We start from the raw sequence: 26,319 nt of genomic DNA, 5'->3' as shown, positions 1-26,319 counted from the left end.
AAAAGAACTCGTCAGACGAAACGGAAAGCGATGGAGCCCAGGGGGCCGTAGTCGGCATGGAAGGTGTCGCCCGGCACGGCGGTGGTGGGGCGCGTGAACGAACCGCCCAGCACGATCTCGCCGGCCTCGAGGCATTCGTCCCACGGCGCGAGCTTGTTCGCGAGCCAGGCCACGCCGGTGGCCGGGTGGTTGAGCACGGCCGCGGCCACGCCCGACTCTTCGATCACGCCGTTCTTGTAGAGCAGCGCGCTCACCCAGCGCAGGTCGACCGCGTCGGGCTTCACCGGCCGGCCGCCCATCACGATGCCGGCGTTGGCCGCGTTGTCGGAAATGGTGTCGAACACCTTGCGCGGCGCCTTGGTGTGGCGGTCGAACTGCTCGATGCGCGCGTCGATGATCTCGATGGCGGGCACCACGTAGTCGGTGGCGGCCAGCACGTCGAAGAGGGTCACGTTGGGGCCCTGCAGCTTCTTGCCGAGCACGAAGGCCAGCTCGACCTCGATGCGCGGCGCGATGAAGCGCGTGAACGGGATGTCGCCGCCCTGCTCGAAGAACATGTCGTCCAGCAGCGTGCCGTAGTCGGGCTCGTCGATCTGGCTGGACTGCTGCATCGCGCGCGACGTGAGGCCGATCTTGTGGCCCTTGACGATGCGGCCTTCGGCGATCTTGTGCTTCACCCATTCGCGCGAGATGGCGTAGCCGTCCTCGATCGTCATCTCGGGAAAGCGCTTGGAAAAATGCTCGACTTGCACGCGCGACTTCTCGCTCTCGTGCAGTTCGGCGGCCAGTTGGGCGATGGTGGCGGTGGAGAGCATGGGGGCTCGCTTCTCGGTGCTTAGGTCTTGTTGAACAGGGGATGCAGGTTGCTGTGCTTGCCGTCGTACACCTGCCCCGGGGCTTCGTCGATCTGCAGTGTGATGCCGATGTGGCGCTGCGAGAAGATGGGCTCGAAATGCGTGCGCACCGCGGCCAGCAACTCGTCGCCGGCCTTCTTCTTCACCGCCTCGGAACGGCCCGAGGCCATGCGCAGGTTGAGGTACACGAAGGCGTAGTCGGCCTGGCCGTCGGCCACCGCGTAGTGCGCGGCGGGGTAGGCCAGCACGCGCGTGCCGCCGGTGGGGAACACCGGCTTGCCGGCCTCGTCGCGCTGTTCGAGCATGGTGTCGGCCAGCGTGCGGCACAGCGCCGACACGTCGGTCTCGGCCTCGATGTTGGGCGTGTACAGGATCACGAGGTGCGGCATGCGTGTTCTCTTTTTCTCTTGTTCAGGCCACCGACATCACGGCGGCCGTGCAGGTCACCGCGAAGATCGGGATGGCCTTCATGTGGAAGATCTCGCCCTTGCCGCGCGCGGCCGCGGCCACGCTGAGGAAGGTGCGGATCTCGAAGCCGCCCTGGCCCGCTTCGCGGTAGGTGGCTTCGTCGTTGTAGTCGACCTGCGAAAGCAGCGCCTCGCGGTCGTTGGCGCACCAGCGGCGCATGAACTCGGCGTCCCACTCGGCATTCACCTTGCCCGAGTCGGGCGTGGCCGGCCAGTGCGAGATGCCGCCCGTGCCCACCAGCGCGATGCGCTCGGGCGCCTTGTCGCAGGCGCGGCGCAAGGCCTCGCCGAAGGCCCACGCGCGGTGCAGCGGCGTGAGCGGCGGGCCCTGGCAGTTGATGTTCACGGGAATGACCTTGGTGTCGAAGTTCGGCGTGAGGAAGTTCAGCGGCACCATGATGCCGTGGTCGAACTTCCACTCTTCCGCGTAGGCCACGTCCACGGTCTGCATCACCTCGCGGATCAGGCGCTGCGACAGCGCGGCGTCGCCGGGGATGGTGCGCGCCTCGATGCCCAGCCACTTCGGGTCTTCGATCGGGCCCTCGTAGCGGTCGGCCATGCCGATCGCATACGCGGGCATGTTGTTCATGAAGAAGTTCGCGAAGTGCTCGGCCGCGATGACGATCACCGCGTCGGGCTTGGTCGCGCGCATCGCCTCGCCGAAGCGATGGAACTGCGCGTGGAACTCGTCCTTCACGGCAGGGTCGGCCAGATGGGCGCGGCCCGTGATGCCGGGGGCGTGGCTGCACACGCCTGCGAATACGAGACTCATACGCCTGCCACCTTTTCGTCTGTGCCTGTCGTCATCGCGTAGATGCCTGCGCGGACCGGGCCGTACTTGCGAACGCCCTCGCGCATGGCTTCCAGATAGTCCGCCCATGCGATGCCCAGCAGCGGCGCGAAGTGCATCAGCAACTGGCCGTTGCACCCGAGCACGTAGAGCTTGCCGATGTCGCCGGTGCCGATGGCTTCGCGCTCTTCGTCGTTCAGGTCGTAGCCGGCCAGCAGCGCGGTGCGCGTGTCGCCGCCTTCGGCGAAGCGGCGCTGCACCTCGGCGTCGCGGTTCAGCGCGAACAGGAACTTCTGCATCGCATAGAGGCTCATGGTCAGCCCTCGATCTGGATGTTAGCCTTGCGGATCACGTCGGCGTACTTCGCGATCTCGCTGCGAATGAACTCGGCAAAGCGCTCGGGCGTGCCCGACAGCGACGCGATGCCGCCCTTGTGGAACGCCTCGGCCACGGCCGGCGACGCGAGTGCGCGATTCACCTCGGCGTTCATGCGTTGCACGATGGCGTCGGGCGTGCCGGCCGGAGCCAGCAGGCCGTTCCACGAATTGGACTCGATGGCCACGCCCTGTTCGGCCAGTGTGGGTATCGCGGGCGCGTACTGCGAGCGCTGCGCCGTCGCCATGCCCAGCGCCACCAGCTTGCCGGCCTGCACATGGCTGCGGAACTCGGGCCAGTTGCCAAACATCACGGTGACTTGGCCGCCGAGCAGGTCGGCGAGCGCCGGGCCCTGGCCCTTGTAGGGCACATGCACGATGTCCAGGCCCATCTGCAGCTTGAGCATCTCGCCCGACAGGTGCGCCGAGGTGCCGTTGCCGAAGGAGGCGAAGCTCAGCGTGCCGGGCTTGTCCTTGGCCTGGTTGCGCAGGTCGGCCAGCGTCTTCAGGCCGCTGCCCGGGTGCGTGGCGAGCACGTGCTCCGACATGCCCATGAGCGCGACCGGGCGCAGGTCTTTCAACGTGTCGTAGGGCAGCTTGCGCACGAGCGTGGGGTTGGCTGTGAAGCTGTTGGCCACGCACACGAAGCTGTGGCCATCGGGTGCCGACTTGGCGACCGCATCGACGCCGATCACCGTGCCGGCGCCGGGCTTGTTCTCGACGATGACCGGCTGGCCCAGCGCCTTGCCGAGTTCGAGGCCGACCAGCCGCGCGACGAAGTCGGTGGTGCCGCCGGGCGTGAAGGGCACGACGATGCGCACCGGCTTGGCGGGCCATGCCGTTTGCGCGCGTGCCAGTGCGGGCAGTGCCGCGAGTGCGGCAACGCCCTGCAGCAGCGTGCGGCGTTGAACGCTCACGCCACGCCCCAGTGCGGAATGTGGTGCGAGCCCATCGACACCGCGATGTTCTTCGGCTCGCAGAACACTTCGTAGCTCCAGGTGCCGCCTTCGCGCCCCGTGCCCGAGGCCTTGGTACCACCGAAGGGCTGGCGCAGGTCTCGCACGTTCTGGCTGTTGACGAAGCACATGCCGGCCTCGACGGCAGCGGCCACGCGGTGCGCCTTGCCGATGTTCTCGGTCCACACGTAGCTCGAGAGGCCGTAGGCGATGTCGTTGGCCAGCTCGATGGCGTGCGCCTCGTCCTTGAACGGAATCAGGCAGGCGACCGGGCCGAAGATTTCTTCCTGCGCGATCTTCATGCGGTTGTCGACGTCGGCGAACACGGTGGGCATCACGTAGTTGCCCTTCTTCACGCGGTCGGGCAGGTTGGCCGGTGCGTCGAGGCCGCCGCACAGCAGCGTGGCGCCTTCCTTCGGGCCCAGCTCGATGTAGCTGCGCACCTTGGCCAGGTGGGCCTGCGAAATCATCGGGCCGACGATGGTCTTCTCGTCGAGCGGGTCGCCCACGGTGATGCGCCTGGCGCGCTCGGCGAACCTGGCGGCAAAGTCGGCGTAGATCGACTGCTGCACCAGGATGCGCGAGCCGGCCGTGCAACGCTCGCCGTTGTTGCTGAAGATCATGAACACGGCCGCGTCGAGCGCGCGGTCGAGGTCGGCGTCTTCGAAGATCACGAAGGGGCTCTTGCCGCCGAGTTCCATGCTGAACTTCTTCAGGCCCGCGCTCTTCACGATGCGGTTGCCCGTGGCGGTGGAGCCGGTGAACGAAATCGCGCGCACGTCGGGGTGCGCCACCAGCGGCTCGCCCGCTTCCTTGCCGTAGCCGTGCACGAGGTTCAGCACGCCGGCCGGAATGCCCGCTTCGAGCGCCAGCTCGCCCAGGCGCGCGGCCGTGAGCGGCGAGAGCTCGCTCATCTTCAGCACGGCCGTGTTGCCGAAGGCCAGGCAGGGCGCGACCTTCCAGGTGGCGGTCATGAAGGGCACGTTCCACGGGCTGATGAGCGCGCACACGCCCACCGGATGGAACAGCGTGTAGTTCAGGTGCGTGGGCGTGGGGTAGGTGTGGCCGTCGACGCGCGTGCACATCTCGGCGAAGTAGTAGAAGTTGTCGGCCGCGCGTGGAATGAGCTGCTTGCCGGTCTGCGCGATCACCTGGCCGCAGTCGTTGGTTTCGGTCTGCGCGATCTCGGGCACGTGCTTCGCGATGAGGTCGCCGAGCTTGCGGATCAGCTTCGCGCGCTCCGGCGCGGGCAGGCCGGCCCACTTCGGAAACGCGGCCTTGGCGGCCGCCACGGCGGCATTCACTTCGGCCTCGCCGCCCGAGGCGACTTCGGCCAGCACTTCCTGCGTGGCGGGGTTGACGGTTTCGAAGTAGTCGGCGCCTTGGACTTGCTTGCCGTCGATGAGGTGATGGATCTGTTGCATGGGCGTGAAGGTGTTGCGGCCTTGAGGCGGTGTGTCGTCAGTCGAGCTTGATGTCGCGCGCCTTGATCAGCGCGTGCCACTTCTTGCGTTCGGTGTCCACGAAGCGGGTCATCTCGGCGGCGTCCGTGGGGCGGGCTTCCCAGCCGGCGTCGTAGAGCTTCTGCTTCACGCCGGGGTCGTTCATGCTTTTGAGCAGGTCGGCGCCGAGGCGCGCCTGGATGTCCTTGGGCGTGGCGGCCGGTGCCACCAGCCCTTGCCAGGTGTAGGCCTCGACGGCGTAGCCGAGCTCCTTGGCCGTCGGCAGCTGGGGCAGCTGCGGCACGCGCTCGGCCGACATGGCCATCAGCGGAATGACCTTGCCGGCCTTCACGGCGCTGATGCCGCTGGGCAGGTCGAGCATCATCAGCGGCACCTGGTTGCCCATGAGGTCCTGCAGCGCGGGCGCGCCGCCCTTGTAGGGAATGTGCAGCAGCGAGACACCGGCTTCGCGCTGGAACAGCTCGTAGGCCAGGTGGTGCGGGCTGCCGGTGCCCGGCGTGGCGATGCTGTACTTGCCCGGCGAGGCCTTGAGCGCCGCGATGAGCGCCTTGGCGTCGCTGAAGCCCGCGCCGGGTGCGGCCGTGATGATGAGCGGCGAGCGGCCCATCATGCCGAGCGGCGCGAAGTCTTTCTCGGCGTCGTAGGGCAGCTTCTTGTAGAGCGCGGGGTTGTAGACCAGCACGCCGTTGTCGGCCGAAAACACGGTGTAGCCGTCGCCCGGCGAACGCGCCACGTTTTCCGACGCGATGATCGCGCCCGCGCCGGGGCGGTTGTCCACCGTGACGGGCTGTGCGAGCTGCTGAGAGAGCTGCGCACCGGCCGTGCGCGCAAGGTAGTCGGTGCCGCCGCCGGCCGGGTAGCCCACCACCCAGCGTACGGGCTTGGTCGGGTAGGCCGATGTGGTTTGCGCGGTCGAGGCCGGCGTGAACATCGTGGCGGCGCTGGCCGCCACGAGGGCGGCAGCAAGGCGGAAGGTCCGGGTTCTGGCAGTCGTCATGGCGGTGTGTCTCCGTTTTTTTTGAAAGGGGTAGCTCGGTCAGCCGGTCAGCGCGCGGCGATGGTGTTGACCAGGGCGCCGACGCCGTCGATCTCGGTCACGACCACGTCGCCCGGCTGGCAATCGACCACGCCGTCGGGCGTGCCGGTGAGGATCAGGTCGCCCGGCGACAGCGTCATGAAGCGGCTGAAGTACTCGATGAGGAAGGGCGCGTCGAAGATCATGTCGCGCGTGTTGCCCTGTTGCGTGACGGTGCCGTTCACGGTGGTGCGCAGCTCGAGCGCCATCGGGCCACCTGGAAGGTTGTGCACGTCGGCCGCATCGACGAACCACGGCCCCAGCGGCGTGCAGGTGTCCCGGTTCTTCACGCGCAGGTTGGGGCGGTACCAGTTCTCGAGGTAGTCGCGAATCGCGTAGTCGTTGGCCACCGTGTAGCCGCCGATGAAGTCATAGGCATCGTCGCGCTTCACATGCTTGGCGGTCTTGCCGACCACGATGGCGAGTTCGCATTCGTAGTGCATGAACTTCACGTCGGCCGGGCGGTGCGTGAGCTGGCGGTGGCCGATGAGCGTGCTCTGACCCTTGACGAACACCAGCGGTTCTTCAGGCGCCTTGAACTCCAGCTCTTTCGCGTGGTCGGCGTAGTTCAGGCCGAGTGCGAGGATGGTGCGCGGGCGCGCCGTGGGCGCGAGCGGCGGCAGCCACACGAGCTGGTCCTGCGGCACGACGCGGCCGTCGCCCAGCCGCACGGCGACGTCGGCCTGGCCGTTGAATTCATGTGCGGTGCCGGTGTGCTCGCGGCCTTCGAAGATGACGCGTGCGTGCTTCATGCCGTGGCTTCCTTCACCAGCGTATTGCTCAGGGTTTCGAACCCTGGCGCGGAGATGTCGATGCGGTCGCCCGCGCGGGCCAGCGGGCGGCCGAGGTCGCAGCCGAGCATCAGCACGTCGCCATGCGCCAGCGTCATGAACTCGCCCACGTCGGCGAGCAGCTGCGGTGCGGGGCGCACCAGCTGCCAGAAGTCGATCGACTGCTTCAGCTCGCGGTTGATGCGCACCTCGACGCGGAACTGCGCCGGGTCGGCCACGTCCTGCGCGTCGCGCAGCGCCGGGCCGATGCCCAGGAAGCCGTCGACGCACTTGAACTTCACCGGCGGGCGGAAGAAGCTCGCATGCGGAATCGACAGGTCGTTCAGCAGCACGAAGCCTTCGATGTCGCCCTCGGCGCCGATCACCATGCCGATGCTCGCGCCGACTTCCACCTCGGGCACCGAAGCGGGCACGGCGATCGCGCTGCCGTGCGGGCTCCAGGTGTTGGCCGTCTTCACGTAGAGCACGGGCGCCTTCGGCGGTGCCTTGTAGGGCGCCTCGGTCATCTGCGGCGCGAGCGCTGCGGCTTCGGCGCGGAAGTTCAGCAGCGTGCCGTACACGGTGCCGGTGGGAAGAAAGGAAGTGGTCATGTGTCGGGTTGCTCCAGCGCGATCAGTTCGTCGAGCAGGCCGTAGAGCTGCGTCAGCTTGGCCTTGCCCAGCGACTTTTCCATCCAGTCGTAGTGCGCCTCGATGCTGCTGCCCAGCCGCTTCACGAGCTTCATGCCGTGCGGCGTGGCCTCGACCACGGTGCGGCGCTGGTCGGCCGGATCGCGGGCGCGGGTGATGAGGTTGTCGCGCTCCATGCGTGCGAGCACGCCCGTGAGGCTGGGGCCGAGGATGAAGGCCTCGCGCGCGACGCGGCCGGTGTCGACCGCGCCGTGTTCGCCCAGCACGCGCAGCACGCGCCATTGCTGGTCGGACAGCGCGTGCTCGCGCAGGCTGGGCCGCGTGTGGGCCATCACGGCTTCGCGGGCCTGCAGCAGCAGGCGCGGCAAATTGCGGTGCGTGAAGGTGGTGCTCAAAAGCTGTGCCTCTCAGAATTATTTAACATGTTAAATGATTGGGGCTTTCTTTCCAAGATGCCAGTCATCAGGGTTTGTGCGGACACCTAAACTCGCTGCATGGCCAAGGACAAAACAACTTTCGTCTGCAGCGAATGCGGCGGCACCAGCCCCAAGTGGCTCGGCAAATGCCCGAGTTGCGGGGCATGGAACACATTGATAGAACAAGTGGCTGGCAGCAACGCACCGGCTAACAACCGCTTCGGCACGCAGTTCTCGCCGCTGGCGGGCGTCTCCGAACTGGCCACGCTCTCGGAAATCGAAGCGACCGACATCGCACGCACCCCCACCGGCATCGACGAACTCGACCGCGTGCTCGGCGGCGGCATCGTGTCGGGCGGCGTGACGCTCATCGGCGGCGACCCGGGCATCGGCAAGTCGACGCTGCTGCTGCAGGCGGTCGATGCGCTGCAGCGCGCGGGGCAGAACGCGCTGTACGTCACCGGCGAAGAAAGCGGCTCGCAGGTCGCGCTGCGCTCCAAACGGCTCGGGCTCGACCACTCGCAGGTGCAGGTGCTGGCCGAGATCCAGCTCGAAAAGATCATCGCCACTCTCGACGCCACGCGCCCGGCCATCGCGGTGATCGACTCGATCCAGACGGTGTACTCCGACCAGCTCACCTCCGCGCCCGGCTCGGTGGCGCAGGTGCGCGAATGCGCGGCGCACCTGACGCGCTTTGCCAAGACCAGCGGCACGGCCGTGGTGCTGGTGGGGCACGTCACCAAGGAAGGCGCGCTGGCCGGTCCGCGCGTGCTCGAACACATGGTCGACACGGTGCTGTATTTCGAAGGCGACACGCACTCGAGCTTTCGGCTCGTGCGCGCCATCAAGAACCGCTTCGGCGCGGTGAACGAGATCGGCGTGTTCGCCATGACCGAGCGCGGCCTGAAGGGCGTGACCAACCCGAGCGCGATCTTCCTGAGCCAGCACGACGAGCCGGTGCCGGGCAGCGTGGTGCTGGTCACGCTCGAAGGCACGCGGCCGATGCTGGTCGAAATCCAGGCGCTGGTCGACAACGGCGGGCCGAGCCCGCGTCGCCTCTCGGTGGGCCTGGACCGCGACCGCCTCGCGATGCTGCTGGCCGTGCTGCACCGCCACGCCGGCGTGGCCTGCATGGACCAGGACGTGTTCGTCAACGCGGTGGGCGGCGTGCGCATCAGCGAGCCCGCGGCCGACCTGGCCGTGATGCTGGCCATCACCTCGAGCCTGCGCGGCAAGCCGCTGCCCAAGGGCTTCATCGCCTTCGGCGAAGTGGGCCTGGCCGGCGAGGTGCGCCCCGCGCCGCGCGGCCAGGAGCGCCTGCGCGAGGCGGCCAAGCTGGGCTTCAGCGTGGCCGTGGTGCCGAAGGCCAACGCGCCGCGCAAGGGCGCGAAGGAGATCGAGGGCCTGACCATTCACCCGGTCGACCGCATCGAGGAAGCGATGGACGTGGTGCGCCGACTCGACTGACACTCGCACGTGCGTGCGCCGGCACGACAACACTCACATTCAGGAGGACCCCGCCATGCAACTCATCGTCTCTGCCGGGCTGATCGCGGTGGTCGTGCTGTGGGGGCTGGTCTCTCCCGCGTCGCTCGACCGCGTGTTCAGCACCGCGCTCGCCGACATCACGCGCAACTTCGGCTGGTTCTACCTGTGGGTGGTGCTCGGGCTGGTGGTGCTGGCCTTCTTCCTGGCCTTCAGCCGCTTCGGCGACCTGAAGCTGGGCGATGAAGACGACGAGCCCGAGTTCTCCATCGGCGCGTGGTTTTCGATGCTGTTCGCGGCCGGCATGGGCATCGGCCTGGTGTTCTGGGGCGTGGCCGAGCCGATCTCGCACTATGCGAATCCGCCGCCCGGCGTGATCGCCGCTTCGCCCGATGCCGCGGGCGTGGCGATGCGCTACGCCTTCTTCCACTGGGGACTGCACCCCTGGGCGATCTACGGCATCGTGGGCCTGTCGATCGCCTTCTTCAGCTTCCGGCGCAAGGCGCTGCCGCTGGTCAGCTCGGCCACCGAGGCGCTGCCATGGCGCTTCGTGCAGCGGCTGTCGCCGGCCTTCAACGTGCTGGCCGTGGTGGCCACGGCCTTCGGTGTGGCGGCCTCGCTGGGCATGGGCGCCACGCAGATCAACAGCGGGCTGCACGCGGCCTTCGGTGCGGAGATCGGCCGCTGGACGCAGGCGACGATCATCGTGGTGACGACGGCGCTGTTCATCACCTCGGCGGTCACCGGCGTCGAGCGCGGCGTGAAGTGGCTGTCGATGGGCAACCTGGTGGTGGCGGCGCTGCTGGCGCTCACGGTGCTGGTCGTGGGGCCGACCATTGCCATCGTCGAGACCTTCACCAACACGTTGGGCGCGTACCTCGCCGATTTCGTGCGCATGAGCCTGCGCATGAACCCGTTTCGCAACAGCTCGTGGGTGGCCGACTGGACCTTGTTCTACTGGGCCTGGTGGCTGGCGTGGTCGCCGTTCGTGGGCCTGTTCATTGCGCGCGTCTCGCGCGGCCGCACGATCCGCCAGTTCATCCTGGGCACGGTGATCGCCCCGACGCTGGTGGGCTTCGCCTGGTTCTCGGTGTTCGGCGGCGCGGCGCTCAACTTCGAAATCTTCCAGGGCGTGCCGCTGGTCGAAGCGGTGAAGGCCGACGTGTCGACCACCATGTTCGTGATGTTCAAGGCCATGCCGATGGGCGGGCTGCTGTCGATCGTGGGCACGCTGCTGGTGTTCGTGTTCTTCGTGACCTCGGGCGATTCCGCGACGCTGGTGCTGGGCATCATGAGCACCAACGGCAACCCGAACCCGCCGGCCCGCGTGAAGATCACCTGGGGCGTGCTGGTGGCGGCGATTGCGCTGAGCCTGCTGTTCGCGGGCGGCATCAAGGCCATACAGACGGCGACCATCGTGTTCGCCTTGCCGTTCGCGTTCGTGATCCTGCTGATGGCGCTGTCGGTCACGCTGGCCATCCGCGACGACTGGAGGGCCGAGCAGAAGCGTGAGCGCGAGCTGCGGCGCAAGATGCGCCAACTCGTGAACTGGTAGCCCAAAGAAAAAAATGCCCGGCGCGTGGTGGTCGCGCCGGGCATACCCTCCCTACCTTCCCTGGCCTCCCTGGCCTCCCTGGCCTTCTATTTCTCTGTGTGTGACGCTGCTCAACTTCCGATGTGCATCGTGAACGCCGGCCCGTTGTTGAGCACGCACTGGCCGCTGCCCAAGGTGGCGGAGTTCATCGTGTACTGGCAACTCAGGTTGCCGCCGCGACTGCCGGTGGCGTTTGCCACGCCGGCCGTGCGCGAGCCGGCCACGCGGGTCGCCTCTCCCTGAAACTGTTCGGCGCCGATCTGCGCATTGAAGTGGCCGCGGCCGTTCATGTCGTTGGTCACCGTGCCCCCGACGGCGCCGTAGCGCGCGGCTTCGGCGTTCGACGGGTAGAGCCGCGCGCTGAAGGTCTGTGACACCGGCCCCGGTGCGACGGCGTAGCTTTGCTGTGATGGCGCGATGGGAGCGGGTTGCCCGAGCGGCACCACGTAGCAGCCGCTGAGGGCGGTGCCCGCGAGTGCGGCGGCAAGGGTGAGTCGAACGAAAGTGACGGAGCGCGGGATGTTCATGCGTTTCTCGGTGGCCCGGGCAGATGCCCGTGCGGCGAAATGTGCCCGCAGCCGCCTGGGTACCCTGTGCTTTTCGGGGTGAGTACCGCTTTCTGCGCCCGGCGGTAGCCACGGTGGCTACTGCGACGGGGCGTTCGTTCGCCAGGAACCACCGCATCGCCTCCGAGGGCGCGCGTGCCGGGCGGCGACAATGCGCCCCATGAATTTCCAGAAATTGCTGGTGCCCGTGGGGGCCATCGCGCTCCTCGGCCTGTCGTGGCACCAATACGGATGGGGCGGCGTGGCGTTCGCCGGCGGCGCGATCGTGATGTTCCTGCTGATGCACTTCAACCGCGCCATGCAGGTGCTCAAGCGCGCCGCCGACCGGCCGATCGGCACGGTGGCGAGCTCGGTGATGCTCAATGCCAAGCTCAAGCCCGGCGTGACGCTGATGCACGTCATTGCGATGACGCGCGCGCTCGGCGAACTGCGCTCGCCCGAGAACGAGCAGCCCGAGCTGTACCGCTGGACCGACGCCGGCGGCTCTTACGTCGATGCCGTGTTCAACGGCGGCAAGCTGCAGAGCTGGACGCTCACGCGGCCCGAGACGCCGGCCGACGAAGAAACGCCCGCGGCCTGAAGGCGCGCGGGCGCTTCGCCTGGCTTGCTTACTTAGAAAGGCGCGTCTTCTTCTTCGGGCGTGTCGGCCTGCGCCGCAGGTGCGGTGGCAATAGCCGCAGCCTTGGGTGCTTCATCTGGCGGTGCCGCCGAGAACGCCGCCTCGCCGCCCAGCGCGTCGAGCAGCGCCGGCACCAGCTGGCCGAGTTCGCCGGTGGCAATGGCCACGTCGGCGTCGAAGTTGTCTTCCTTCTTGCCGCCTGCCGCGCCGTCGCCCGTGCCTTCGAGGAAGGTGATCTTGCGGATCAGCAAGCCGTGCGTGAGCTCGAAGGACACGCGGTCGTCCCAGGTGAGCGCCAGGCGCGTCGGGCGCTTGCCGTCGGTGATGTGCTGCTTGACCTCGTCGATGTCCAGCGCGTGCTTGGCGTAGCGCACCACGGCCTTCGAGTCGTCGGAGGCCTTGAGCTCACACTCGCGGTCGATGCTGAAACCGGCCGGCGGCTCCTGCGTCAGCAGCCAGTTGGCCATGGCGGCGGCCGGCTCGATCTGCGTGTTGATCAGCGCCACGGCAAAGCCGTCGAGCGACTTCACGAGGCTGGTGACCACTTCGTCGGCGCGCGAGGCGTTGCCGCTGTTGATCACGAGGCGGTTCTCGGCCTTGTCGATCCACACCGTGACGCGCGCGCTGCGCGTGAAGGCCATGGGCAGCAGCTCCAGGGTGATGTCTTCCTTGAGCTCCTTCTTTTCCTTCTTGCCGGGTTTGCGGCCGGTGGTCGTTTCGATCTGGGCGCAGCGCTCGTCGAGCTTGCGGCGCACCACGGAGCCGGGGACCTGCTTGCTTTCGATCATGTACTCGACCAGCCACTGGCCGTCGATGGATTCGACCAATGGGCCGTTGGCTTCGCCGCGGGGCTCGACCCAGCCGGCGGACTTTTCCTGCGAGGGGCCGCAAGGCACGAAGCGTTGCTTGGCCAGCCCTTCTTCTGCCTCGGTCAGTGATTGGGACCAGGCAGGTTCGATGCGATAGACGATGACGTTCTTGAATACGGACACGGGAACCCTTTTTCCACTGGTTGGCACAACCGGCCATTGTCGGGCACCGCGTTCCGGGCTCGGCCGTAAAATCGAAAGCTTTTGCGACTTCCCAGTGGGTCGCACCCACACCGCTCCCAAAGGAATCAGGAAATGAGCTCGATCCCCCCCTCGCTGGACGACCGTGACGGCAAGATCTGGATGGACGGCGAACTCGTGGACTGGCGCGACGCCAAGATCCACGTGCTGAGCCACACGCTGCACTACGGGTGCGGCGCCTTCGAGGGCGTGCGCGCCTACAAGACGGCGGACGGCGGCACGTCCATCTTCCGCCTGGCCGAGCACACCGAGCGCCTGTTCAACAGCGCCAAGATCCTGCGCATGAAGATCCCCTTCTCGCAAGAGCAGCTGAACGAAGCCCAGAAGCAGGTCGTGCGCGAGAACAAGCTCGAAAGCTGCTACCTGCGCCCCCTCATCTGGATCGGCTCCGAGAAGCTGGGCGTGAGCCCCAAGGGCAACAAGATCCACGCCATGGTCGCCGCCTGGTCCTGGGGTGCGTACCTCGGCGAAGAAGGCATGCGCCGCGGCATCCGCGTGAAGACCTCGAGCTACACGCGCCACCACGTGAACATCACGATGACGCAGGCCAAGTCGGTCAGCAACTACACCAACTCGATCCTCGCCAACATGGAAGCGCTGGACGACGGCTACGACGAAGCGCTGCTGCTCGACGCGAGCGGCTTCGTGTCCGAAGGCGCGGGCGAGAACGTGTTCGTGGTCAAGAACGGCGTGGTCTACACGCCCGACCTGTCGGCCGGTGCCCTGAACGGCATCACGCGCAACACCATCCTGCACATCTGCAAGGATCTCGGCATCGAGCTCGTGCAAAAGCGCATCACGCGTGACGAGGTCTACATTTCCGACGAAGCCTTCTTCACTGGCACCGCCGCCGAAGTGACGCCCATCCGCGAACTCGACCGCATCGAAATCGGCAACCGTGGCGACGGTGGTTCGCGCGGCCCCGTCACCGAGAAGATCCAGTCGGCCTTCTTCGACATCGTGAACGGCAAGAATCCCAAGTACGCCCACTGGCTCACGAAGGTCTGAGAGAAAACATGTCCACCAATGCAGTCGTCGAACTCCTCGCGAAGGAGCTCAACCACCAGGGCGGCGTGTTCTGCCCCAGCCCCAAGGCCGACATGAAGCTCTGGAACGGCCACCCGAAGGTCTACCTCGACGTGGCGCGCACCGGCGAAGCCAAGTGCCCGTACTGCGGCACGGTGTACCGCCTGAAGGCGGGCGAGACCGTCTCGAGCCGCCACTGACGTGTCGATCCGCGGCCTGTTGGTGCGATTCGGCCTCGCCTACCTGGTGTTGCTGCTCGGCATCGCCATCGCGCTGAGCCTGCTGGGCGTCAAGACCAACGCCGGCACCAACACGGCGGCGCTGCTCGGCGCCGTCATGTGGGCGTGCATGGCGTTCGGCAAGCGCAACGGCCGCTACTTCACCCGCGAAGAAAAGCCGCGTGCCGTGCTCGGCATGCTGGCGGTCGACCTGGCACTCCAGGCCGCGTTCGGGCTGGGCGTGGGCCTGTTGTCCGGGGCCTTGGCCCCGCAGATGGGGCCGCTGCTGTTCTCGCTGGTCTTCATCGGCGTGCTGCACGCCGTGACGATCTATTTCTTTGTCGGGCTCAGCGGCAAGCAGGTTGCTGCTGCGCAGAAACAGAAGACTGACCGCGGTCAGGCCTGAAGACGGGCCGGCCGCGCCGGCCGCACCGGCCACAGGCCGCGCCACGGATCGGGGTCCTGCGATTCCTGCGCCAGCCGCAGGTAGACCATCGCGATCCACAGCACCGCCAGGCCGATCTGCGCGTCGCGCATCGCCGAGTTCACGCTCGACGCAATGAGTGCGATGAGCGTGGCCGCCAGTGCGTAGCGGCCGGCGATGTCCGGCCGGCGCCAGGCCTGCCAGACGGCGATGAGCATGATCGCCAGCAGGCTCAGGATGCCCGGGATGCCGCTTTGCGCGCCCACCCAGAGGAAGTCGTTGTGCGGCATGTTGGAGTCGGCGAACAGCGCCGGGCCGCGCTTGTGCCACTGGTCGGTCCAGCCGCCGATGCCCCAGCCCGCGACGGGCTGGTCGGCGATCATCGCGCCGGTGTCGCGGTACATGTAGTAGCGGATGATCCAGCTGCCGTGGAACACGGCGCCGGCCTGCGCCTTCTCGAGTTCCTCGATGCCGGTCTCGACCTTCTGCTGCAGCTGCGGCAGCTGGTACAGGCTCGCACCGATTACCACCGCCCCGAGGATCAGCGCGGCCGACAGCGCCTTCAGGTGGTTCTTCCACTGGTGCAGGCAGACCACCGGAATCACCAGCAGCAGCGCGAGCACCGAGGTGCGCGACGTGAGCGGCAGCGCGACCACTGCGCCCAGTCCGAGCACGAGGGCAAAGGCCGCCAGCGCGCGCCAGGGCCGGTGCCCCGTGATCTGCGAGAGCCCGTAGACCGCCGCGCTGGCCGCGACGATGCTGAACAGCAGCGCGTTGCTGATCGACTTGTTGCCCACTTCCATCACCACGCCGCGCAGCGCGCCCGGCACCGGAAAGCCCAGCGTGTAGTGCAGCACGATGAGCACGATGTTCAGCGCCGCGATCAAGAGGAAACCGCGCAGCGCCCACAGCGCCTCCTCGCGCGTGAGCGCCATCGCCATCAGGAAGGTGAAGGCGATGCGCAGCCCGTGGAACAGGTTGGAAGGGGTCTCGGGATAGTGCGGCCGCACGGCCAGCACGATGAAGGTCCACGCCACGTAGGCGACCACCGGCCACCACAGCGGGTTGGCGCGCAGCCGCGCATACCGCTCGCGCAAGCCACCGCCCACGAGCAGGGCGAGCAGCAGCACGATGGCCGACAGGTAGGTGACGCCGACCGGCATGAACACCACCAGCCCCCAGAACATGGCCGCGGGCCGAACGATGTGCGATCTCTGCATAGGGCCGGGATTTTAGGTGCGGCCTTTCTGCCGAACCTGACTTGACCCTGCGCGCCCGCTGGCGTCAGTGCGGTGCGGCGGTGGCTTTGGCCGGCAGGCGGATCACGAAGCTCGCGCCCCCGCCCGGCCGGTCTTCGCACTGCACCGAGCCGCCGTGGCGCTCGGCGATCGACTTCACCAGCGCCAGCCCGAGGCCGACACCGCCGTTGCGCTCGCTGGCGCCCGGCAGGCGATAGAAGGGTTCGAAGATGCGGTCGCGCAATGCAGCCGGCACGCCCGGTCCGCGGTCGTTGACGCGCACTGTGGCGTAGCCGCCGGCGCTGCCGAGCTCGACGCTGATTTCGCCGGCGCCGTAGCGGCGGGCGTTCTCCAGCAGGTTGCGGATCGCACGGCGCAGCAGGCGCGACACGCCCGGCACGGTGAGCGTGGCGTTGTCGGTGCCTTCGGCCAGGTCGAGTTCGGCGTTGACCTGCGCGCACTCTTCGGCGGCCAGGCCGGTGAGGTCGACGGCTTCGATGGTGCCCATGTCGGCCTCGCTGGCGTCGAGCCGGCTGGCCAGCAGGATCTCGTCGATGAGCTGGTCGAGTTCGCCGATGTTGCGCGAGATTTCCTCGCGCGCCGCCGGGCTCGGCTGGTCGCCCATGAGTTCCAGGCCCATGCGGATGCGGGTGAGCGGCGAGCGCAGCTCGTGCGAGGCATTCGCCAGCAGCGACTTGTGGGAACGCACGAGCTGCTCGATGCGTTCGGCGGAGGCATTGAAACGCTTGGAGAGATCGGCCACTTCGTCTTGTCCTTCCTCGATCACGCGCGCCGAGAGGTCGCCCTCGCCCCAGCGCTGCACGCCGCGTTGCAGGGTTTCGAGCCGCTGGGTGATGCGCCGCACGATCGGGTAGACGCCCAGTGCCACCGCCACGCCCACGAGCGCGATCATCCAGCCCAGTCCGAACGGGGTGCGCCAGGGCGCGAAGCCGCCGGTGCCGGTGGGGCGTTCGCGCGGCGCGACGCGCAATGTCATGTCGCGGCCGTCGCTCAGCGACACGTCGAACTCCAGCCCCTGGCCCGGCACGCGCATGGCCTTGCCGGTGCCGATGGTGCGGTCCTGGCTGTCGAGCACGACCACTTCGCGCGGCACGGGCGCCAGGCGCTCGCGCTCGGCCTCGGCGGCCACGCGCACGATCCAGTTGGCCATCAGCGTGAGGATGACCACGCCGCCGACCACCGCGAGCCAGATGCGGACGTAGAGATGGCGGCGGTAGAGGCTGCGCAGCATCGCGGGTCGCGTCCTAATCTTGCTGCTTGGCGAACACGTAGCCGACGCCGCGCACGGTGAGGATGCGCTTCGGGTTCTTCGCGTCGACCTCGATGGCGGCGCGGATGCGCCCCATGTGCACGTCGATCGAGCGGTCGAAGGCTTCGAGTTCGCGGCCGCGCACGGCTTCCATGATCTGGTCGCGCGTGAGCACGCGGCCCGCGCGCTCGGCCATCGCCACGAGCAGGTCGAACTGGTAGGAGGTGAGGTCGGCCAGCGCGCCGGCCACCGACACGGTGCGCGCGTTGCGGTCGATCTCGAGCGTGCCGAAGCGCATCACCGTGGAGGCTTCGGCCTCGGTGGCGTTCTCGCTGCGACGGCGCAGCACGGCGCGGATGCGCGCCAGCAGCTCGCGCGGCTCGAAGGGCTTGGGCAGGTAGTCGTCGGCGCCGATTTCCAGGCCGATGATGCGGTCCATCGGGTCGCCCTTGGCGGTCAGCATCAGCACCGACACCTTGGCCAGCGGGCCGGGCAGGGCGCGGATGCGGCGGCAGACCTCGAGGCCGTCGGTGTCGGGCAGCATCAGGTCGAGGATCACCAGGTCGGGCGCGTGCTGCTGCAGCTGCTCCAGGCCGCTGGCGCCGTCACCGGCGTGGTTGAAGGCGAAGCCCGACTGCGTCAGGTACTCGCCCACCATCTGCGCCAGGCGGGCGTCGTCTTCGATCATCAGGAGTTGGGGGGTGCTCATGCGCTTCATGGTCGTCCACAGGGAGCAAGCGGGCTTGAACGCTCCGTAAAGTTGGGTAAACCTCAGGCGCGGGTGTCAACCCGAGGTGCTGCGAAAAGCATAGCGTCGTGCGTCGCCGTCGCGGGTGTTTTTCCGCGGTTTTCTTCGAGAAGCGCCCGCAGGGTGCCGGCCTCCACGTCGGGATCGGCGGTGCGCGCCCGCCCGAGGATCTCGTCGGCCAGTTGCCGCAGCATGACCGTCGAAGCCCGGATGCGGTCCTTGAAGCCGGCGTCGTCGAGCGTGTCCTTCAGGCTGCGGTTGAGTTCGGCGAACCACGGCATCGCGGTCTGGTCGAGCATCACGGCCGGGTTGCGCTTGTGGCTCGACGCCGACCAGTCGCGCATCAGCCGCTGCACCGCGACATTCAGGCGCTGGCAGTGCTGCAGTTCGTCCTTCAGGCTTCCGAGCGCCGGCAGGTCGGTCAGGCGGCGCTGGAAGAAGATCTGCGCGAGCACGCCCCAGTAATACGCGTAGTCCCAGATCACCTTCACCGGCAGCACCTCCGGGTCGCCGAAGAGCGGGTACTGGTCCTGGTAGAGCGCCAGCGTGCTCTCGTAGAACGAGTGGTAGATCTGGTCGTAGAGCTGGGCCCGGGCTTCCAGCGGCCGGCCCGCGCGGTCCTGCGCGACGAGGTCGGTGATGTAGGTGTTGGCGATCGCGATGAAGTCGCTGCCGGGCGAATAGAAGGGGTCGAGAAAGAGCCCCGCCTCGCCCGTCATCGCCCAGCGCTCGCCCGAGAACACCTGCTTGCAGCCGTGCGAGAAATGCCTGAGGAAGGCGAAGTCCTGCAGCAGGTGGCGCTTGCCGTCGAGCGCCTCGTACAGGCGCGGCTGGTAGGTGGCGAACCAGGCCATCGCCTTTTCGAAGGTGTCGATGGTGTCCAGCGGGTGCAGCGCCGGGTCGGCCACGATGCCCACCGAATGCGAGCCCGAGGCCAGCGGAATCAGCCAGGCCCAGTAGCCGGCGCCCACGAAGTGGTTGGTCGAGAGCCAGCGCGCCTGCGGGTTGCAGCGTTGGCGCCAGCCGGCGTTGTTGCTCCAGTCGTCGACGGCGATGCGCTCGCCGATGCGAAACCACACCGCGTTGACGTCGTGCGCGTTGGGCTCGGCAAGGCCGAGCTTGCGCTTGAGCATGCCGGCGCGGCCGCAGGCGTCGATGAGCCAGCGCGCCTGCGTGGCGTGGGATTCGTCGCCGCGCGTCCATTCGATGCGGTGCGGCGCCGCGGGGTCCTGGGCCAGGTCGATGCGGCGCACCAGCGCGCTGTCGACGAAGCGCACGCCGTGGCGCACGGCTTCCTCGGCCAGGAAATTCTCGAAGATGCCGCGGTCGATCTGGTAGCTGGGCACCGCCAGGTAGCGGCTCGCGCCGATCTCGGTGACGTTGTCGATGTCGCTGCGGCCTTCGCTGAAGAAGAAGCGAAAGCCGAACTTGCGCAGCTGCGCTTCGTCCATGTGCGCCTTGAGCCCGAGCACCGTGTCGAAGTAGTGCGCGCCGATCTCGACCGACGATTCGCCCACCTTGTGGGCCGCGTGCGGCACCGGATGCGTGCGGCGCTCCAGCACCAGCACCTTCAGGTCGCGGAAGCGCTGCTTCAGCTGGATCGCCAGCGTGAGGCCGGCGAGACCGCCTCCCATGATCACTGCGTCAAACGAATCCAGCGCAGTGTCGGTCATGGTGTCAGTCCTTCGGAGGAGGCCGCAGCTGCAGCCTGAGTGACAGGGTGGGCGAGAGCTGCAGGTGCAGCGGCGGCTCGTCGCCGCCTTCGACGTGCGCCAGCGATTCGAACAGGCCGAGCGCCTGCGCCATCGGGTTGATGGCCACCAGCGACTTTGCGGCTTCCGACCGCAGCGACGTGTAGGTGGCCGCCGCGTCGTCGCCCGCCGCACCGTGGGGGGCCAGCGACCACTGCAGCGCGGCCACGCTGCGCCCGGTGCGCACGGGCGCGATCACCATCGCCACCGCGAGCAGGCCGCGACTGTCGGTCACCGAGGTGAGGGCGCCGACCGTGGGCGTGTCGTAGCCGACCAGCAGCACCGGCTCCTGGTTGGCCGCGCATTGCACGGCCGCTTCGAGCAGGCCGGAGGCGAAGCTGTGTTCATAGGCCGACACCGCGTTGCTGGCCGCCATGCAGCCGGTGCCGATGGTCCAGTAGCCCACGGCCGCGTTGTGCACCGAGTTGTGGAACTTGGTGGGCGACAGCATCTTCGGGTCGCCCGCGAGCGTGCTGCACATGTAGTCGTTGATCGACAGGTCGCCGTGCGCCGACGTGAACACGCAGGGCACGTCGGCCGCGGGGCGGTCGGCACCCGCGATGGCGGCGGCGGCCACTTCGAGCGCCAGCGCCACGGTGTCGGGCGCGCGGCGGCGCTCGGCCGGGGCCAGCACCTGCGGCGAGGGCCGCTTGGCGGGCGGATCGCTCAGCGCGCCTTCACCGCGGAAGGCCGCGCGGGCGGCATCCCAGCCGGGCAGCGTGGGGGTCCAGAAGGCGGGGCCTTCGATGTAGAGCGTGGGGGGCGTGGGCGCGTTCATGCGTTCACCGCCTTGCCGAAGACCAGCGCGCAGTTGTTGCCGCCGAAGCCGAAGGAGTTGGAGAGCGCGTAGCGCACCTCGCCCGTGACGGGTTCGAGCTTGAGCTGCGGGCCGAAGCCTTCGTCCAGCGTGCGCGTGTTGACCGTGCCCGGCATCAGGCCGCGCTCGATCGCCAGCAGGCAGACCACGGCCTCGACGATGCCTGCGGCGCCCAGCGTGTGACCCATGAAGCCCTTGGTCGAGCTGGCGTGCGTGTGCGCCGGGAAGCGGCGCGCCACCAGCGCGCCCTCGACCTCGTCGTTCTTCTGGCTCGCCGTGCCGTGCATGTTGATGTAGTCGATGGCCTCGGGCGCAAGGCCGGCGCGCGCGAGCGCGTCGTCGAGCGCGCGTTCGGCGCCCAGGCCTTCGGGGTGCGGCGTCGACATGTGGTGCGCGTCGCTCGCTTCGCCGTAGCCCAGCAGCAGCGGCGTGGCGGTGTCGCCGGGCTGCACGCGCTCGACCAGCGCAAAGCCCGCCGCTTCGCCGAGGCTGATGCCCTTGCGGGCGGCGTCGAACGGGCGGCACGGTTCGGTGGAGACCAGCTCCAGCGCGTTGAAGCCGAACAGCACGCTGCCGCACAGCGTGTCGGCACCGCCGACCACGGCGGCGTCGGCCAGGCCCAGGCGGATCAGGCGCTCGGCCGAGGCGAACACCTTGGCGCTGGACGAGCAGGCGGTCGAAATCGTCTCGCTCGGGCCGTCGATGCCCAGCACCTGCTGCACGAACATGGCCAGCGAATGCGGCGTATGAACGGCGGGGCGGCGCTGGTCCATCGGAAAGTTGCCGTCGGCGTCGAGCTGCGTGTAGGCCAGCTCGGTCTCGCCGATGCTGGCCGTGGAGGTGCCGAGCACCAGCGCGATGCGCGTGGCGCCGTACTTGTCGCGCGCGGCCGCGACCGCCTCGAGGAAGCCGTCGGCCTGCAGGCCCAGCCAGGCCAGCCGGTTGTTGCGGCAGTCCCACGACATCGCCGATTCGGGCAGGCGCACGTCTTCCAGCCCGTCGACGCGGCCGATCCAGGTCGGCAGCGGCGCATCGCCGAAGTCGTTGGCACGCAGGCCGCTGCGCGAGTGCGCGAGCGCGTCGGCGTGCGCTTCCTTGCCGACGCCGACGGCCGAGGTGGCCGTGTAGGCACTGATGTGAAGGGGAGAAATTCGGGACGGCACGATGGATGTGGGGGCAGGCAACCGGGGGAAAGGCGTCAACGACAGAGGAAAAAGCGGGAAGGCGCAATTTTCACGCAATGAATGTCACAGCCTACCAGCGATGCGTATCCGGTTGCGTCGGCTGTTTCCCACAGAAGACAGCTCGGGCGCAGGCCCTATTGACGCTCGCCGTCGCCTGTGCGGGCCGCCGAACGCGCGGCCAGCGCCACCAGCAGCAGCACCGGCACGCCCAGCATCGCGGTGGCCGTGAAGAAGGTGCTGTAGCCGTAGGCGTCGACAAAGGCGCCCGAGTAGCCGGCGATGAACTTCGGCAGCAGCAGCATCAGCGAGCTGAACAGCGCGTACTGCGTGGCCGAGTAGCTGATGTTGGTCAGGCTCGACAGGTAGGCGATGAAGGCCGCCGACGCGATGCCGCCGGCGAGGTTGTCGGCCGAGACCACGGCGATCAGCGCGGTGAGGTCGTGCCCGCGCGTGGCCAGCCAGGCGAACAGCAGGTTGCTCGCGGCGCTCAGCACCGCGCCGAGCATCAGCACGCGCATCACGCCCAGCCGCATCGAGAGCACGCCGCCCACGAAGGCACCCACCAGCGTCATGATCACGCCGTAGATCTTGCTGACCGTGGCCACCTGGTCTTTCGTGAAGCCCATGTCCACATAGAACGGGTTGGCCATGATGCCCATCACCACGTCGCTGATGCGGTAGATGGCGATCAGCGCAAGGATCAGCGCCGCCTGCCACTTGTAGCGGCGGATGAAGTCCGCAAAAGGCTCGATCAGCACGCTTCGCAGCCATTCGCCCGCGTTCTTCGCCTTCGGCAGCACGCGCCGCACCGGCTCGGGCGACAGCAGCACCGTGAGCACGCCGACCGCCATCGAGGCCGCCATCACGAGGTAGGCCGTCTTCCAGGCGCCGTTCTGGTAGGCCGCCGCGCCGGTGACCGCCACCGCGGGCGCCACCTCGGCCCAGGCCGCGACCCACAGCACGCCGGCGCCGGCCCAGATCATCGCGAGCCGGTAGCCCGTTTGATAGGCGGCGGCCAGCGCAGCCTGCTTGCGCGTCTCGGCCGACTCGATGCGGAAGGCGTCGAGCGCGATGTCTTGCGTGGCCGAGCCGAAAGCCACCAGCAGCGCGCACCAGATCAGCGGCTGCAGCCCCAGGCGCGGGTCGTTCATGGCCATGCCGATCAGCCCGGCGATCACCATGCCTTGCGCCAGCAAGAGCCAGCCGCGCCGGCGCCCGAGCAGCGTGGTCAGCGGCGGCAGCGGCAGCCGGTCGACCAGCGGCGCCCAGACCCACTTGAAGCCATAGGCCAGCCCGACCCAGCTCAGGTAGCCGATGGTGGTGCGGTCGATGCCTGCTTCGCGCAGCCGAAAGCTCAGCGTGCCCAGCACCAGCAGCAGCGGCAGGCCGGCCGAGAAGCCCAGCGCGAGCATGCGCAGGGTGGCGGGTTCGAGGTAGACCTTGAGCGCGTCGCGCCAGGGCAGGGCGGCGCTCGCGGGGGCTTGGGTGGTTTCGGCGGGCGGTGCGGACATGAGTGGGGGATTGTCCATGAGCTGTCGGGGATATCGGTGCGCCCCGCTCGTCTCCATTTGTTCCTATCATCCGGGCACCTATGTGCACACGATGCGAACGCCCCCTTTCTGCCCTCTCCGAAGCCTCGGCATGGAACCCGCGCCGGGCCTTCCTGCTCGCCGCCGCCGGTGCCGCGCTGAGTGCGCCGGCGCTGGCGCAGGTCAACGTCGGCAATGCCTCGGTGGCGCGCAACCTCGTGCCCGCCGACCAGATCGAGGCGGCCGGCGTGCAGCAGTACGGCCAGCTGCTCCAACAGGCGCGCGCCAAGAATGCGCTGGCCGGCGACGGCAACGCGCAACTGCAGCGGCTGCGCACCATCGCGCAGCGCCTCATTCCCTTTGCCCTGCCGTGGAACGCCCGCGCACGCGAATGGAAGTGGGAGGTCAACCTGATCGGCAGCAAGCAGATCAACGCCTTCTGCATGCCCGGCGGCAAGATCGCCTTCTTCACCGGCATCCTCGAACAGCTCAAGCTCAGCGACGAAGAGGTCGCGATGGTCATGGGCCATGAAATGGCGCACGCGCTGCGCGAGCACGCCCGCGCCCGCATGGCCAAGAGCGTCGGCACCGGTGCGGCGCTGTCCATCGGCGCGCAACTGCTGGGGCTCGGCCAGGTCGGCGACCTCGCGGCGCGCGCCGGCACGCAGCTCATCACGCTGAAGTTCAGCCGCAGCGACGAAACCGACGCCGACCTCGTCGGCCTCGAACTCGCCGCGCGCGCGGGCTACGACCCGAAGGCCTCGGTCTCGCTGTGGAAGAAGATGGCCACGGCCTCCAAGAACCAGGGCGGCCTGAGCTTTCTGTCGACCCACCCGAGCGGGCCGGACCGCATCGCCAAGCTCGAGGCGAATGTGCCGAAGGTCGAGAAGCTCTACAGAGACGCGAAGAAGGGCTGAGCGGTGGGCCTGACGCCCCGCTCGGCACCTCGCGCGCTCAGACCATCGCGTTGTCGCCGCCCGGGATCTCGTGTGCCTTGATCTGCCGGCGCGTGAGCTTGTAGAGCGTGGACGACAGAAAGCCGTCCTGGTGGGTGTTCCTGGTCACGTTCACCACGAACTCGTCTTCCGGCGCCACGGCCTGCGCCCCCATGATCCAGCGCACGCTCTCGCGGTAGTTGTAGAGCCCCTTGTCGTTGGGGTCGCCCATCAATGCCGACAGCGCGGCCATGGCGACGGCGTCGCCGTTGGTGGCGTGCTCGCGCACGAAATCCAGGTAGCGGTGCCGCACGGGGATGTCGAACAGGCTGCTGATGAACATCAGTGCGCCTTCGATGCCGTCGTCGTGGCCCAGTTCGCTGGCCTTCATCATGGCTTCGACCGCCTGCAGCTGCAGCGCCGGGCGCTGCGCCACGGGCGTGGCGTTGTCCCAGGCCATGTCGTGGCAGAGGTAGCCGAGCTTGTAGGCCGCGACGCTGTTGCCGGCCTCCGCCGCCTGGCCGTAGCAGCGCATGGCCTGCTGCAAATCCTTGGTGCCGTGCTCGCCGCCCGCGTGGAAGATGCCGAGCGTGAGCAGGCACGAGGTGTCGCCCGCCGCCAGCCCGAGTTCCAGGATCTCGAAGGCTTCCTTGGTGCGCGGCACGCGCCACAGCGCGCGCGCCAGGTCGTCCCAGTTCTCGGTGCCGGCGTTGCGTTCGCGCGCGGCCGCCAGCCAGGCGTTGCCGGTCACCTCGTTGGGCACGAACCCGAAGGCGCCCTTCAGGCTGCCGTAGGCGTGCAGGATCAGCGCGGTGTTGCATTCGTAGGCATTGGCGCTGTTGCAGATGGCCTGGCCCAGCCAGTGGCCGTCGGGCTCCTGCTCCAGGGCGACGTGCACCGCCACATTCATGGCGTAGTCGTCGTCGATGGGGTGGTGGCTCTCGGCTTCGCGCAGGCAGGCCAGCGCCTCGGCATGCTGGTCGAGCATGTAGTGGCTGATGGCCAGCCAGCGCAGGGTTTCCCAGCGGTGGTAGGGGTAGAGCGCCTCGTTGGCGCGCTGGCGCGTGGCGGCCATGCGCTGCTGCGCTTCGGCCGGGTCTTCGTCCTTGTCGACCGCGTTGCCCTGGTACTCGTCACGCCAGATCTCGTGGCGCAGCCGGTCTTTCTCGACCTCGCTCAGGTGGGCGCAGGCCGGCGAGGCGATGAAGGCGCGCACGCGCTCGTGGCTGCCGCCCCAGCGCGGCTGCTGGAACCAGACGCACTGGCGCATGAAGAAGAAAAGCCGCGGGTGCACGTGCAGCGTGGCGTGGATCCAGTAGGACGTGCCGCTGATCACCTTCTTGCCCTGCACGGGCGAGGGCAGGGCGGCGGGCACGGCCTCGGGGCAGGCCACGCGCTCGTCATGCGCCAGGCCGGAGCGCGCGAGCTGCACCAGCAACTCGTCGCGCGTGGCCGCATCGTCGAGGGAAAAGTCGTGCTGCAGCGGGCTGCCGGGCCCGCGGCCGCTGCGCACCAGCTGGGTCAGCCACTCGGGTTCGTTGAAGGCCGAGGTGCTCTGCAGCAGCAGGGCGCAGGCGGTCCACATCGTGGGCGCGAGCGTGAGTGCCCGCAGCGCGGCGACGGCGCAGCGCGTGGCGCAGGCATGGGCGCATTCCCAGCCGAGCGCGGTGACCGAGCTGGCCCAGCCCGAGCCGCGGTATTCGTAGGCCCAGTGGTACCAGTAGTGCGCTTCGCAGAGCCAGGCGTGGGCCGATTGCGGATTCGCGGCCTGCCACGCGGCCAGACGGGCCAGCCCTTCGGCGCCGGCGGCGGTGCAGCCGGCCAGGTCGTCGGGCAAGGCGCCGTAGTAGCGCTCTTCATCGCCGCGGTCGTGGAAGCTGGCGGCCAGCGCGTTGTCGAGCCGCTGGTCGAGCGCGGCGTAGTCGCCGGCGCGCAGCAGGGCGTCGATGTCGCAGAGCTTCCATGGCGCGGGTGCGGGGGGAATCACGGTCGCTGCGGCGGGGGCGTGTTTGTTGTCATGGCGGTCGCGC

27 protein-coding genes are annotated in these 26,319 nt (G+C 68.4%); 7 read left to right on the top strand and 20 right to left on the bottom strand.

Going from position 1 to position 26,319, the window contains the following annotated elements:
- Nucleotides 1–11: 11 nt before the first annotated feature.
- The 10 genes from hpaH to hpaR are packed head-to-tail and all read right to left on the bottom strand — an operon-like array spanning nt 12 to nt 7,794.
- Complete coding sequence (gene hpaH / locus GFK26_RS05690; RefSeq protein ID WP_153281147.1) at nt 12–815, bottom strand: 2-oxo-hept-4-ene-1,7-dioate hydratase; 804 nt, start codon at nt 813–815, stop codon at nt 12–14.
- 20 nt (nt 816–835) lie between these two features.
- Nucleotides 836–1,243 carry a 5-carboxymethyl-2-hydroxymuconate Delta-isomerase gene (locus GFK26_RS05685; RefSeq protein ID WP_153281146.1) on the bottom strand — a complete coding sequence of 136 codons (408 nt, stop codon included), beginning with the start codon at nt 1,241–1,243 and terminating at the stop codon, nt 836–838.
- Between the two features lie 22 nt (nt 1,244–1,265).
- Nucleotides 1,266–2,093, bottom strand: coding sequence for an extradiol ring-cleavage dioxygenase (locus tag GFK26_RS05680; protein WP_153281145.1), 828 nt, complete (start codon nt 2,091–2,093; stop codon nt 1,266–1,268).
- On the bottom strand, nt 2,090–2,425 hold the full coding sequence (locus GFK26_RS05675; RefSeq protein WP_153281144.1) for an aromatic ring-opening dioxygenase subunit LigA: 336 nt from the start codon (nt 2,423–2,425) through the stop codon (nt 2,090–2,092). Before GFK26_RS05675 ends, GFK26_RS05680 begins: the two co-directional genes overlap by 4 nt.
- 2 nt (nt 2,426–2,427) lie before the next feature.
- Nucleotides 2,428–3,402, bottom strand: coding sequence for a tripartite tricarboxylate transporter substrate binding protein (locus tag GFK26_RS05670; protein WP_153281143.1), 975 nt, complete (start codon nt 3,400–3,402; stop codon nt 2,428–2,430).
- Entirely contained in the window at nt 3,399–4,865 is a 1,467-nt protein-coding gene (hpaE, locus tag GFK26_RS05665) for a 5-carboxymethyl-2-hydroxymuconate semialdehyde dehydrogenase (protein WP_153281142.1), read from the bottom strand. Before hpaE ends, GFK26_RS05670 begins: the two co-directional genes overlap by 4 nt.
- Before the next feature lie 37 nt (nt 4,866–4,902).
- Nucleotides 4,903–5,901: a Bug family tripartite tricarboxylate transporter substrate binding protein gene (locus GFK26_RS05660; RefSeq protein WP_153281141.1), complete on the bottom strand. Its 999-nt coding sequence runs from the start codon at nt 5,899–5,901 to the stop codon at nt 4,903–4,905.
- Nucleotides 5,902–5,948: 47 nt separating this feature from the next.
- Nucleotides 5,949–6,731, bottom strand: a complete 783-nt coding sequence (locus tag GFK26_RS05655; RefSeq protein WP_153281140.1) for a fumarylacetoacetate hydrolase family protein — start codon at nt 6,729–6,731, stop codon at nt 5,949–5,951.
- On the bottom strand, nt 6,728–7,360 hold the full coding sequence (locus tag GFK26_RS05650; protein ID WP_153281139.1) for a fumarylacetoacetate hydrolase family protein: 633 nt from the start codon (nt 7,358–7,360) through the stop codon (nt 6,728–6,730). The genes GFK26_RS05655 and GFK26_RS05650 overlap by 4 nt, the downstream gene beginning before the upstream one ends.
- A complete protein-coding gene (gene hpaR, locus GFK26_RS05645; protein ID WP_153281138.1) occupies nt 7,357–7,794 on the bottom strand; it encodes a homoprotocatechuate degradation operon regulator HpaR in 438 nt (145 codons plus the stop codon). Before hpaR ends, GFK26_RS05650 begins: the two co-directional genes overlap by 4 nt.
- Nucleotides 7,795–7,893: 99 nt before the next feature.
- Here hpaR and radA point away from each other — a divergent pair, with 99 nt between their 5' ends.
- Nucleotides 7,894–9,282 carry a DNA repair protein RadA gene (radA, locus tag GFK26_RS05640; RefSeq protein WP_153281137.1) on the top strand — a complete coding sequence of 463 codons (1,389 nt, stop codon included), beginning with the start codon at nt 7,894–7,896 and terminating at the stop codon, nt 9,280–9,282.
- A gap of 55 nt (nt 9,283–9,337) precedes the next feature.
- Nucleotides 9,338–10,855, top strand: a complete 1,518-nt coding sequence (locus GFK26_RS05635) for a BCCT family transporter (protein WP_153281136.1) — start codon at nt 9,338–9,340, stop codon at nt 10,853–10,855.
- A 110-nt stretch (nt 10,856–10,965) separates the two neighbouring features.
- Here GFK26_RS05635 and GFK26_RS05630 read toward each other — a convergent pair whose 3' ends face one another.
- On the bottom strand, nt 10,966–11,421 hold the full coding sequence (locus GFK26_RS05630; RefSeq protein ID WP_153281135.1) for a hypothetical protein: 456 nt from the start codon (nt 11,419–11,421) through the stop codon (nt 10,966–10,968).
- A gap of 190 nt (nt 11,422–11,611) precedes the next feature.
- Here GFK26_RS05630 and GFK26_RS05625 point away from each other — a divergent pair, with 190 nt between their 5' ends.
- A complete protein-coding gene (locus GFK26_RS05625; protein WP_153281134.1) occupies nt 11,612–12,040 on the top strand; it encodes a glycerate kinase in 429 nt (142 codons plus the stop codon).
- Between the two features lie 32 nt (nt 12,041–12,072).
- Here GFK26_RS05625 and GFK26_RS05620 read toward each other — a convergent pair whose 3' ends face one another.
- Nucleotides 12,073–13,071: a recombination-associated protein RdgC gene (locus GFK26_RS05620; RefSeq protein WP_153281133.1), complete on the bottom strand. Its 999-nt coding sequence runs from the start codon at nt 13,069–13,071 to the stop codon at nt 12,073–12,075.
- Nucleotides 13,072–13,203: 132 nt separating this feature from the next.
- Between GFK26_RS05620 and GFK26_RS05615 the strand changes: the two genes are divergently transcribed.
- From GFK26_RS05615 to GFK26_RS05605, 3 genes are read left to right on the top strand one after another with little or no spacing between them, the layout of a single operon-like run.
- Nucleotides 13,204–14,157, top strand: coding sequence for a branched-chain amino acid transaminase (locus tag GFK26_RS05615; RefSeq protein WP_153281132.1), 954 nt, complete (start codon nt 13,204–13,206; stop codon nt 14,155–14,157).
- Nucleotides 14,158–14,165: 8 nt separating this feature from the next.
- Nucleotides 14,166–14,375, top strand: coding sequence for a zinc-finger domain-containing protein (locus tag GFK26_RS05610; protein ID WP_056583879.1), 210 nt, complete (start codon nt 14,166–14,168; stop codon nt 14,373–14,375).
- A gap of 1 nt (nt 14,376) precedes the next feature.
- A complete protein-coding gene (locus tag GFK26_RS05605; RefSeq protein WP_153281131.1) occupies nt 14,377–14,799 on the top strand; it encodes an ABZJ_00895 family protein in 423 nt (140 codons plus the stop codon).
- Here the strand turns inward: GFK26_RS05605 and GFK26_RS05600 are convergent.
- The 7 genes from GFK26_RS05600 to GFK26_RS05570 all read right to left on the bottom strand — a co-directional run bounded on the left by GFK26_RS05600 (nt 14,790) and on the right by GFK26_RS05570 (nt 23,354).
- The gene (locus GFK26_RS05600; RefSeq protein ID WP_153281130.1) at nt 14,790–16,037 is read right to left on the bottom strand and encodes an O-antigen ligase family protein; all 1,248 of its coding nucleotides are present in this window, start codon (nt 16,035–16,037) and stop codon (nt 14,790–14,792) included. The genes GFK26_RS05605 and GFK26_RS05600 overlap by 10 nt on opposite strands.
- 64 nt (nt 16,038–16,101) lie before the next feature.
- Nucleotides 16,102–17,307 carry an ATP-binding protein gene (locus tag GFK26_RS05595; protein WP_153281129.1) on the bottom strand — a complete coding sequence of 402 codons (1,206 nt, stop codon included), beginning with the start codon at nt 17,305–17,307 and terminating at the stop codon, nt 16,102–16,104.
- Between the two features lie 13 nt (nt 17,308–17,320).
- The gene (locus GFK26_RS05590) at nt 17,321–18,043 is read right to left on the bottom strand and encodes a response regulator transcription factor (protein WP_099794604.1); all 723 of its coding nucleotides are present in this window, start codon (nt 18,041–18,043) and stop codon (nt 17,321–17,323) included.
- A gap of 53 nt (nt 18,044–18,096) precedes the next feature.
- The gene (locus GFK26_RS05585; RefSeq protein WP_153281128.1) at nt 18,097–19,746 is read right to left on the bottom strand and encodes an NAD(P)/FAD-dependent oxidoreductase; all 1,650 of its coding nucleotides are present in this window, start codon (nt 19,744–19,746) and stop codon (nt 18,097–18,099) included.
- Between the two features lie 4 nt (nt 19,747–19,750).
- On the bottom strand, nt 19,751–20,602 hold the full coding sequence (locus GFK26_RS05580) for a beta-ketoacyl synthase chain length factor (RefSeq protein WP_153281127.1): 852 nt from the start codon (nt 20,600–20,602) through the stop codon (nt 19,751–19,753).
- Nucleotides 20,599–21,804: a beta-ketoacyl-[acyl-carrier-protein] synthase family protein gene (locus GFK26_RS05575; RefSeq protein WP_194274032.1), complete on the bottom strand. Its 1,206-nt coding sequence runs from the start codon at nt 21,802–21,804 to the stop codon at nt 20,599–20,601. The genes GFK26_RS05580 and GFK26_RS05575 overlap by 4 nt, the downstream gene beginning before the upstream one ends.
- Before the next feature lie 155 nt (nt 21,805–21,959).
- Nucleotides 21,960–23,354, bottom strand: coding sequence for an AmpG family muropeptide MFS transporter (locus GFK26_RS05570; RefSeq protein ID WP_153281126.1), 1,395 nt, complete (start codon nt 23,352–23,354; stop codon nt 21,960–21,962).
- 62 nt (nt 23,355–23,416) lie between these two features.
- Between GFK26_RS05570 and GFK26_RS05565 the strand changes: the two genes are divergently transcribed.
- Entirely contained in the window at nt 23,417–24,271 is an 855-nt protein-coding gene (locus GFK26_RS05565; RefSeq protein ID WP_153281125.1) for a M48 family metallopeptidase, read from the top strand.
- Nucleotides 24,272–24,308: 37 nt separating this feature from the next.
- On the opposite strand, the gene GFK26_RS05560 is transcribed toward GFK26_RS05565, so the two are convergent.
- Complete coding sequence (locus GFK26_RS05560; protein ID WP_228121923.1) at nt 24,309–26,276, bottom strand: DUF4034 domain-containing protein; 1,968 nt, start codon at nt 26,274–26,276, stop codon at nt 24,309–24,311.
- Nucleotides 26,277–26,319 lie beyond the last annotated feature (43 nt).

The sequence above is a fragment of the Variovorax paradoxus genome (genome assembly GCF_009498455.1).
Taxonomy (GTDB): Bacteria; Pseudomonadota; Gammaproteobacteria; order Burkholderiales; family Burkholderiaceae_C; genus Variovorax; species Variovorax paradoxus_H.
The sequence above is the reverse complement of the archived record's forward strand: the minus strand, read 5'-3'. Positions and strand labels throughout refer to the sequence as shown.

Coding starts and splice junctions, on each gene's coding strand:
- GFK26_RS05655 (WP_153281140.1), bottom strand. CDS start 6,731: ATGAAGCACGCACGCGTCATCTTCGAAGGCCGCGAGCACACCGGCACC.
- GFK26_RS05590 (WP_099794604.1), bottom strand. CDS start 18,043: ATGAAGCGCATGAGCACCCCCCAACTCCTGATGATCGAAGACGACGCC.
- GFK26_RS05585 (WP_153281128.1), bottom strand. CDS start 19,746: ATGACCGACACTGCGCTGGATTCGTTTGACGCAGTGATCATGGGAGGC.
- hpaE (WP_153281142.1), bottom strand. CDS start 4,865: ATGCAACAGATCCATCACCTCATCGACGGCAAGCAAGTCCAAGGCGCC.
- GFK26_RS05630 (WP_153281135.1), bottom strand. CDS start 11,421: ATGAACATCCCGCGCTCCGTCACTTTCGTTCGACTCACCCTTGCCGCC.
- radA (WP_153281137.1), top strand. CDS start 7,894: ATGGCCAAGGACAAAACAACTTTCGTCTGCAGCGAATGCGGCGGCACC.
- GFK26_RS05635 (WP_153281136.1), top strand. CDS start 9,338: ATGCAACTCATCGTCTCTGCCGGGCTGATCGCGGTGGTCGTGCTGTGG.
- GFK26_RS05600 (WP_153281130.1), bottom strand. CDS start 16,037: ATGCAGAGATCGCACATCGTTCGGCCCGCGGCCATGTTCTGGGGGCTG.
- GFK26_RS05580 (WP_153281127.1), bottom strand. CDS start 20,602: ATGAACGCGCCCACGCCCCCCACGCTCTACATCGAAGGCCCCGCCTTC.
- GFK26_RS05685 (WP_153281146.1), bottom strand. CDS start 1,243: ATGCCGCACCTCGTGATCCTGTACACGCCCAACATCGAGGCCGAGACC.
- GFK26_RS05660 (WP_153281141.1), bottom strand. CDS start 5,901: ATGACGACTGCCAGAACCCGGACCTTCCGCCTTGCTGCCGCCCTCGTG.
- GFK26_RS05595 (WP_153281129.1), bottom strand. CDS start 17,307: ATGCTGCGCAGCCTCTACCGCCGCCATCTCTACGTCCGCATCTGGCTC.
- GFK26_RS05610 (WP_056583879.1), top strand. CDS start 14,166: ATGTCCACCAATGCAGTCGTCGAACTCCTCGCGAAGGAGCTCAACCAC.
- GFK26_RS05680 (WP_153281145.1), bottom strand. CDS start 2,093: ATGAGTCTCGTATTCGCAGGCGTGTGCAGCCACGCCCCCGGCATCACG.
- hpaH (WP_153281147.1), bottom strand. CDS start 815: ATGCTCTCCACCGCCACCATCGCCCAACTGGCCGCCGAACTGCACGAG.
- GFK26_RS05675 (WP_153281144.1), bottom strand. CDS start 2,425: ATGAGCCTCTATGCGATGCAGAAGTTCCTGTTCGCGCTGAACCGCGAC.
- GFK26_RS05625 (WP_153281134.1), top strand. CDS start 11,612: ATGCGCCCCATGAATTTCCAGAAATTGCTGGTGCCCGTGGGGGCCATC.
- GFK26_RS05570 (WP_153281126.1), bottom strand. CDS start 23,354: ATGGACAATCCCCCACTCATGTCCGCACCGCCCGCCGAAACCACCCAA.
- GFK26_RS05615 (WP_153281132.1), top strand. CDS start 13,204: ATGAGCTCGATCCCCCCCTCGCTGGACGACCGTGACGGCAAGATCTGG.
- GFK26_RS05565 (WP_153281125.1), top strand. CDS start 23,417: ATGTGCACACGATGCGAACGCCCCCTTTCTGCCCTCTCCGAAGCCTCG.
- GFK26_RS05650 (WP_153281139.1), bottom strand. CDS start 7,360: ATGACCACTTCCTTTCTTCCCACCGGCACCGTGTACGGCACGCTGCTG.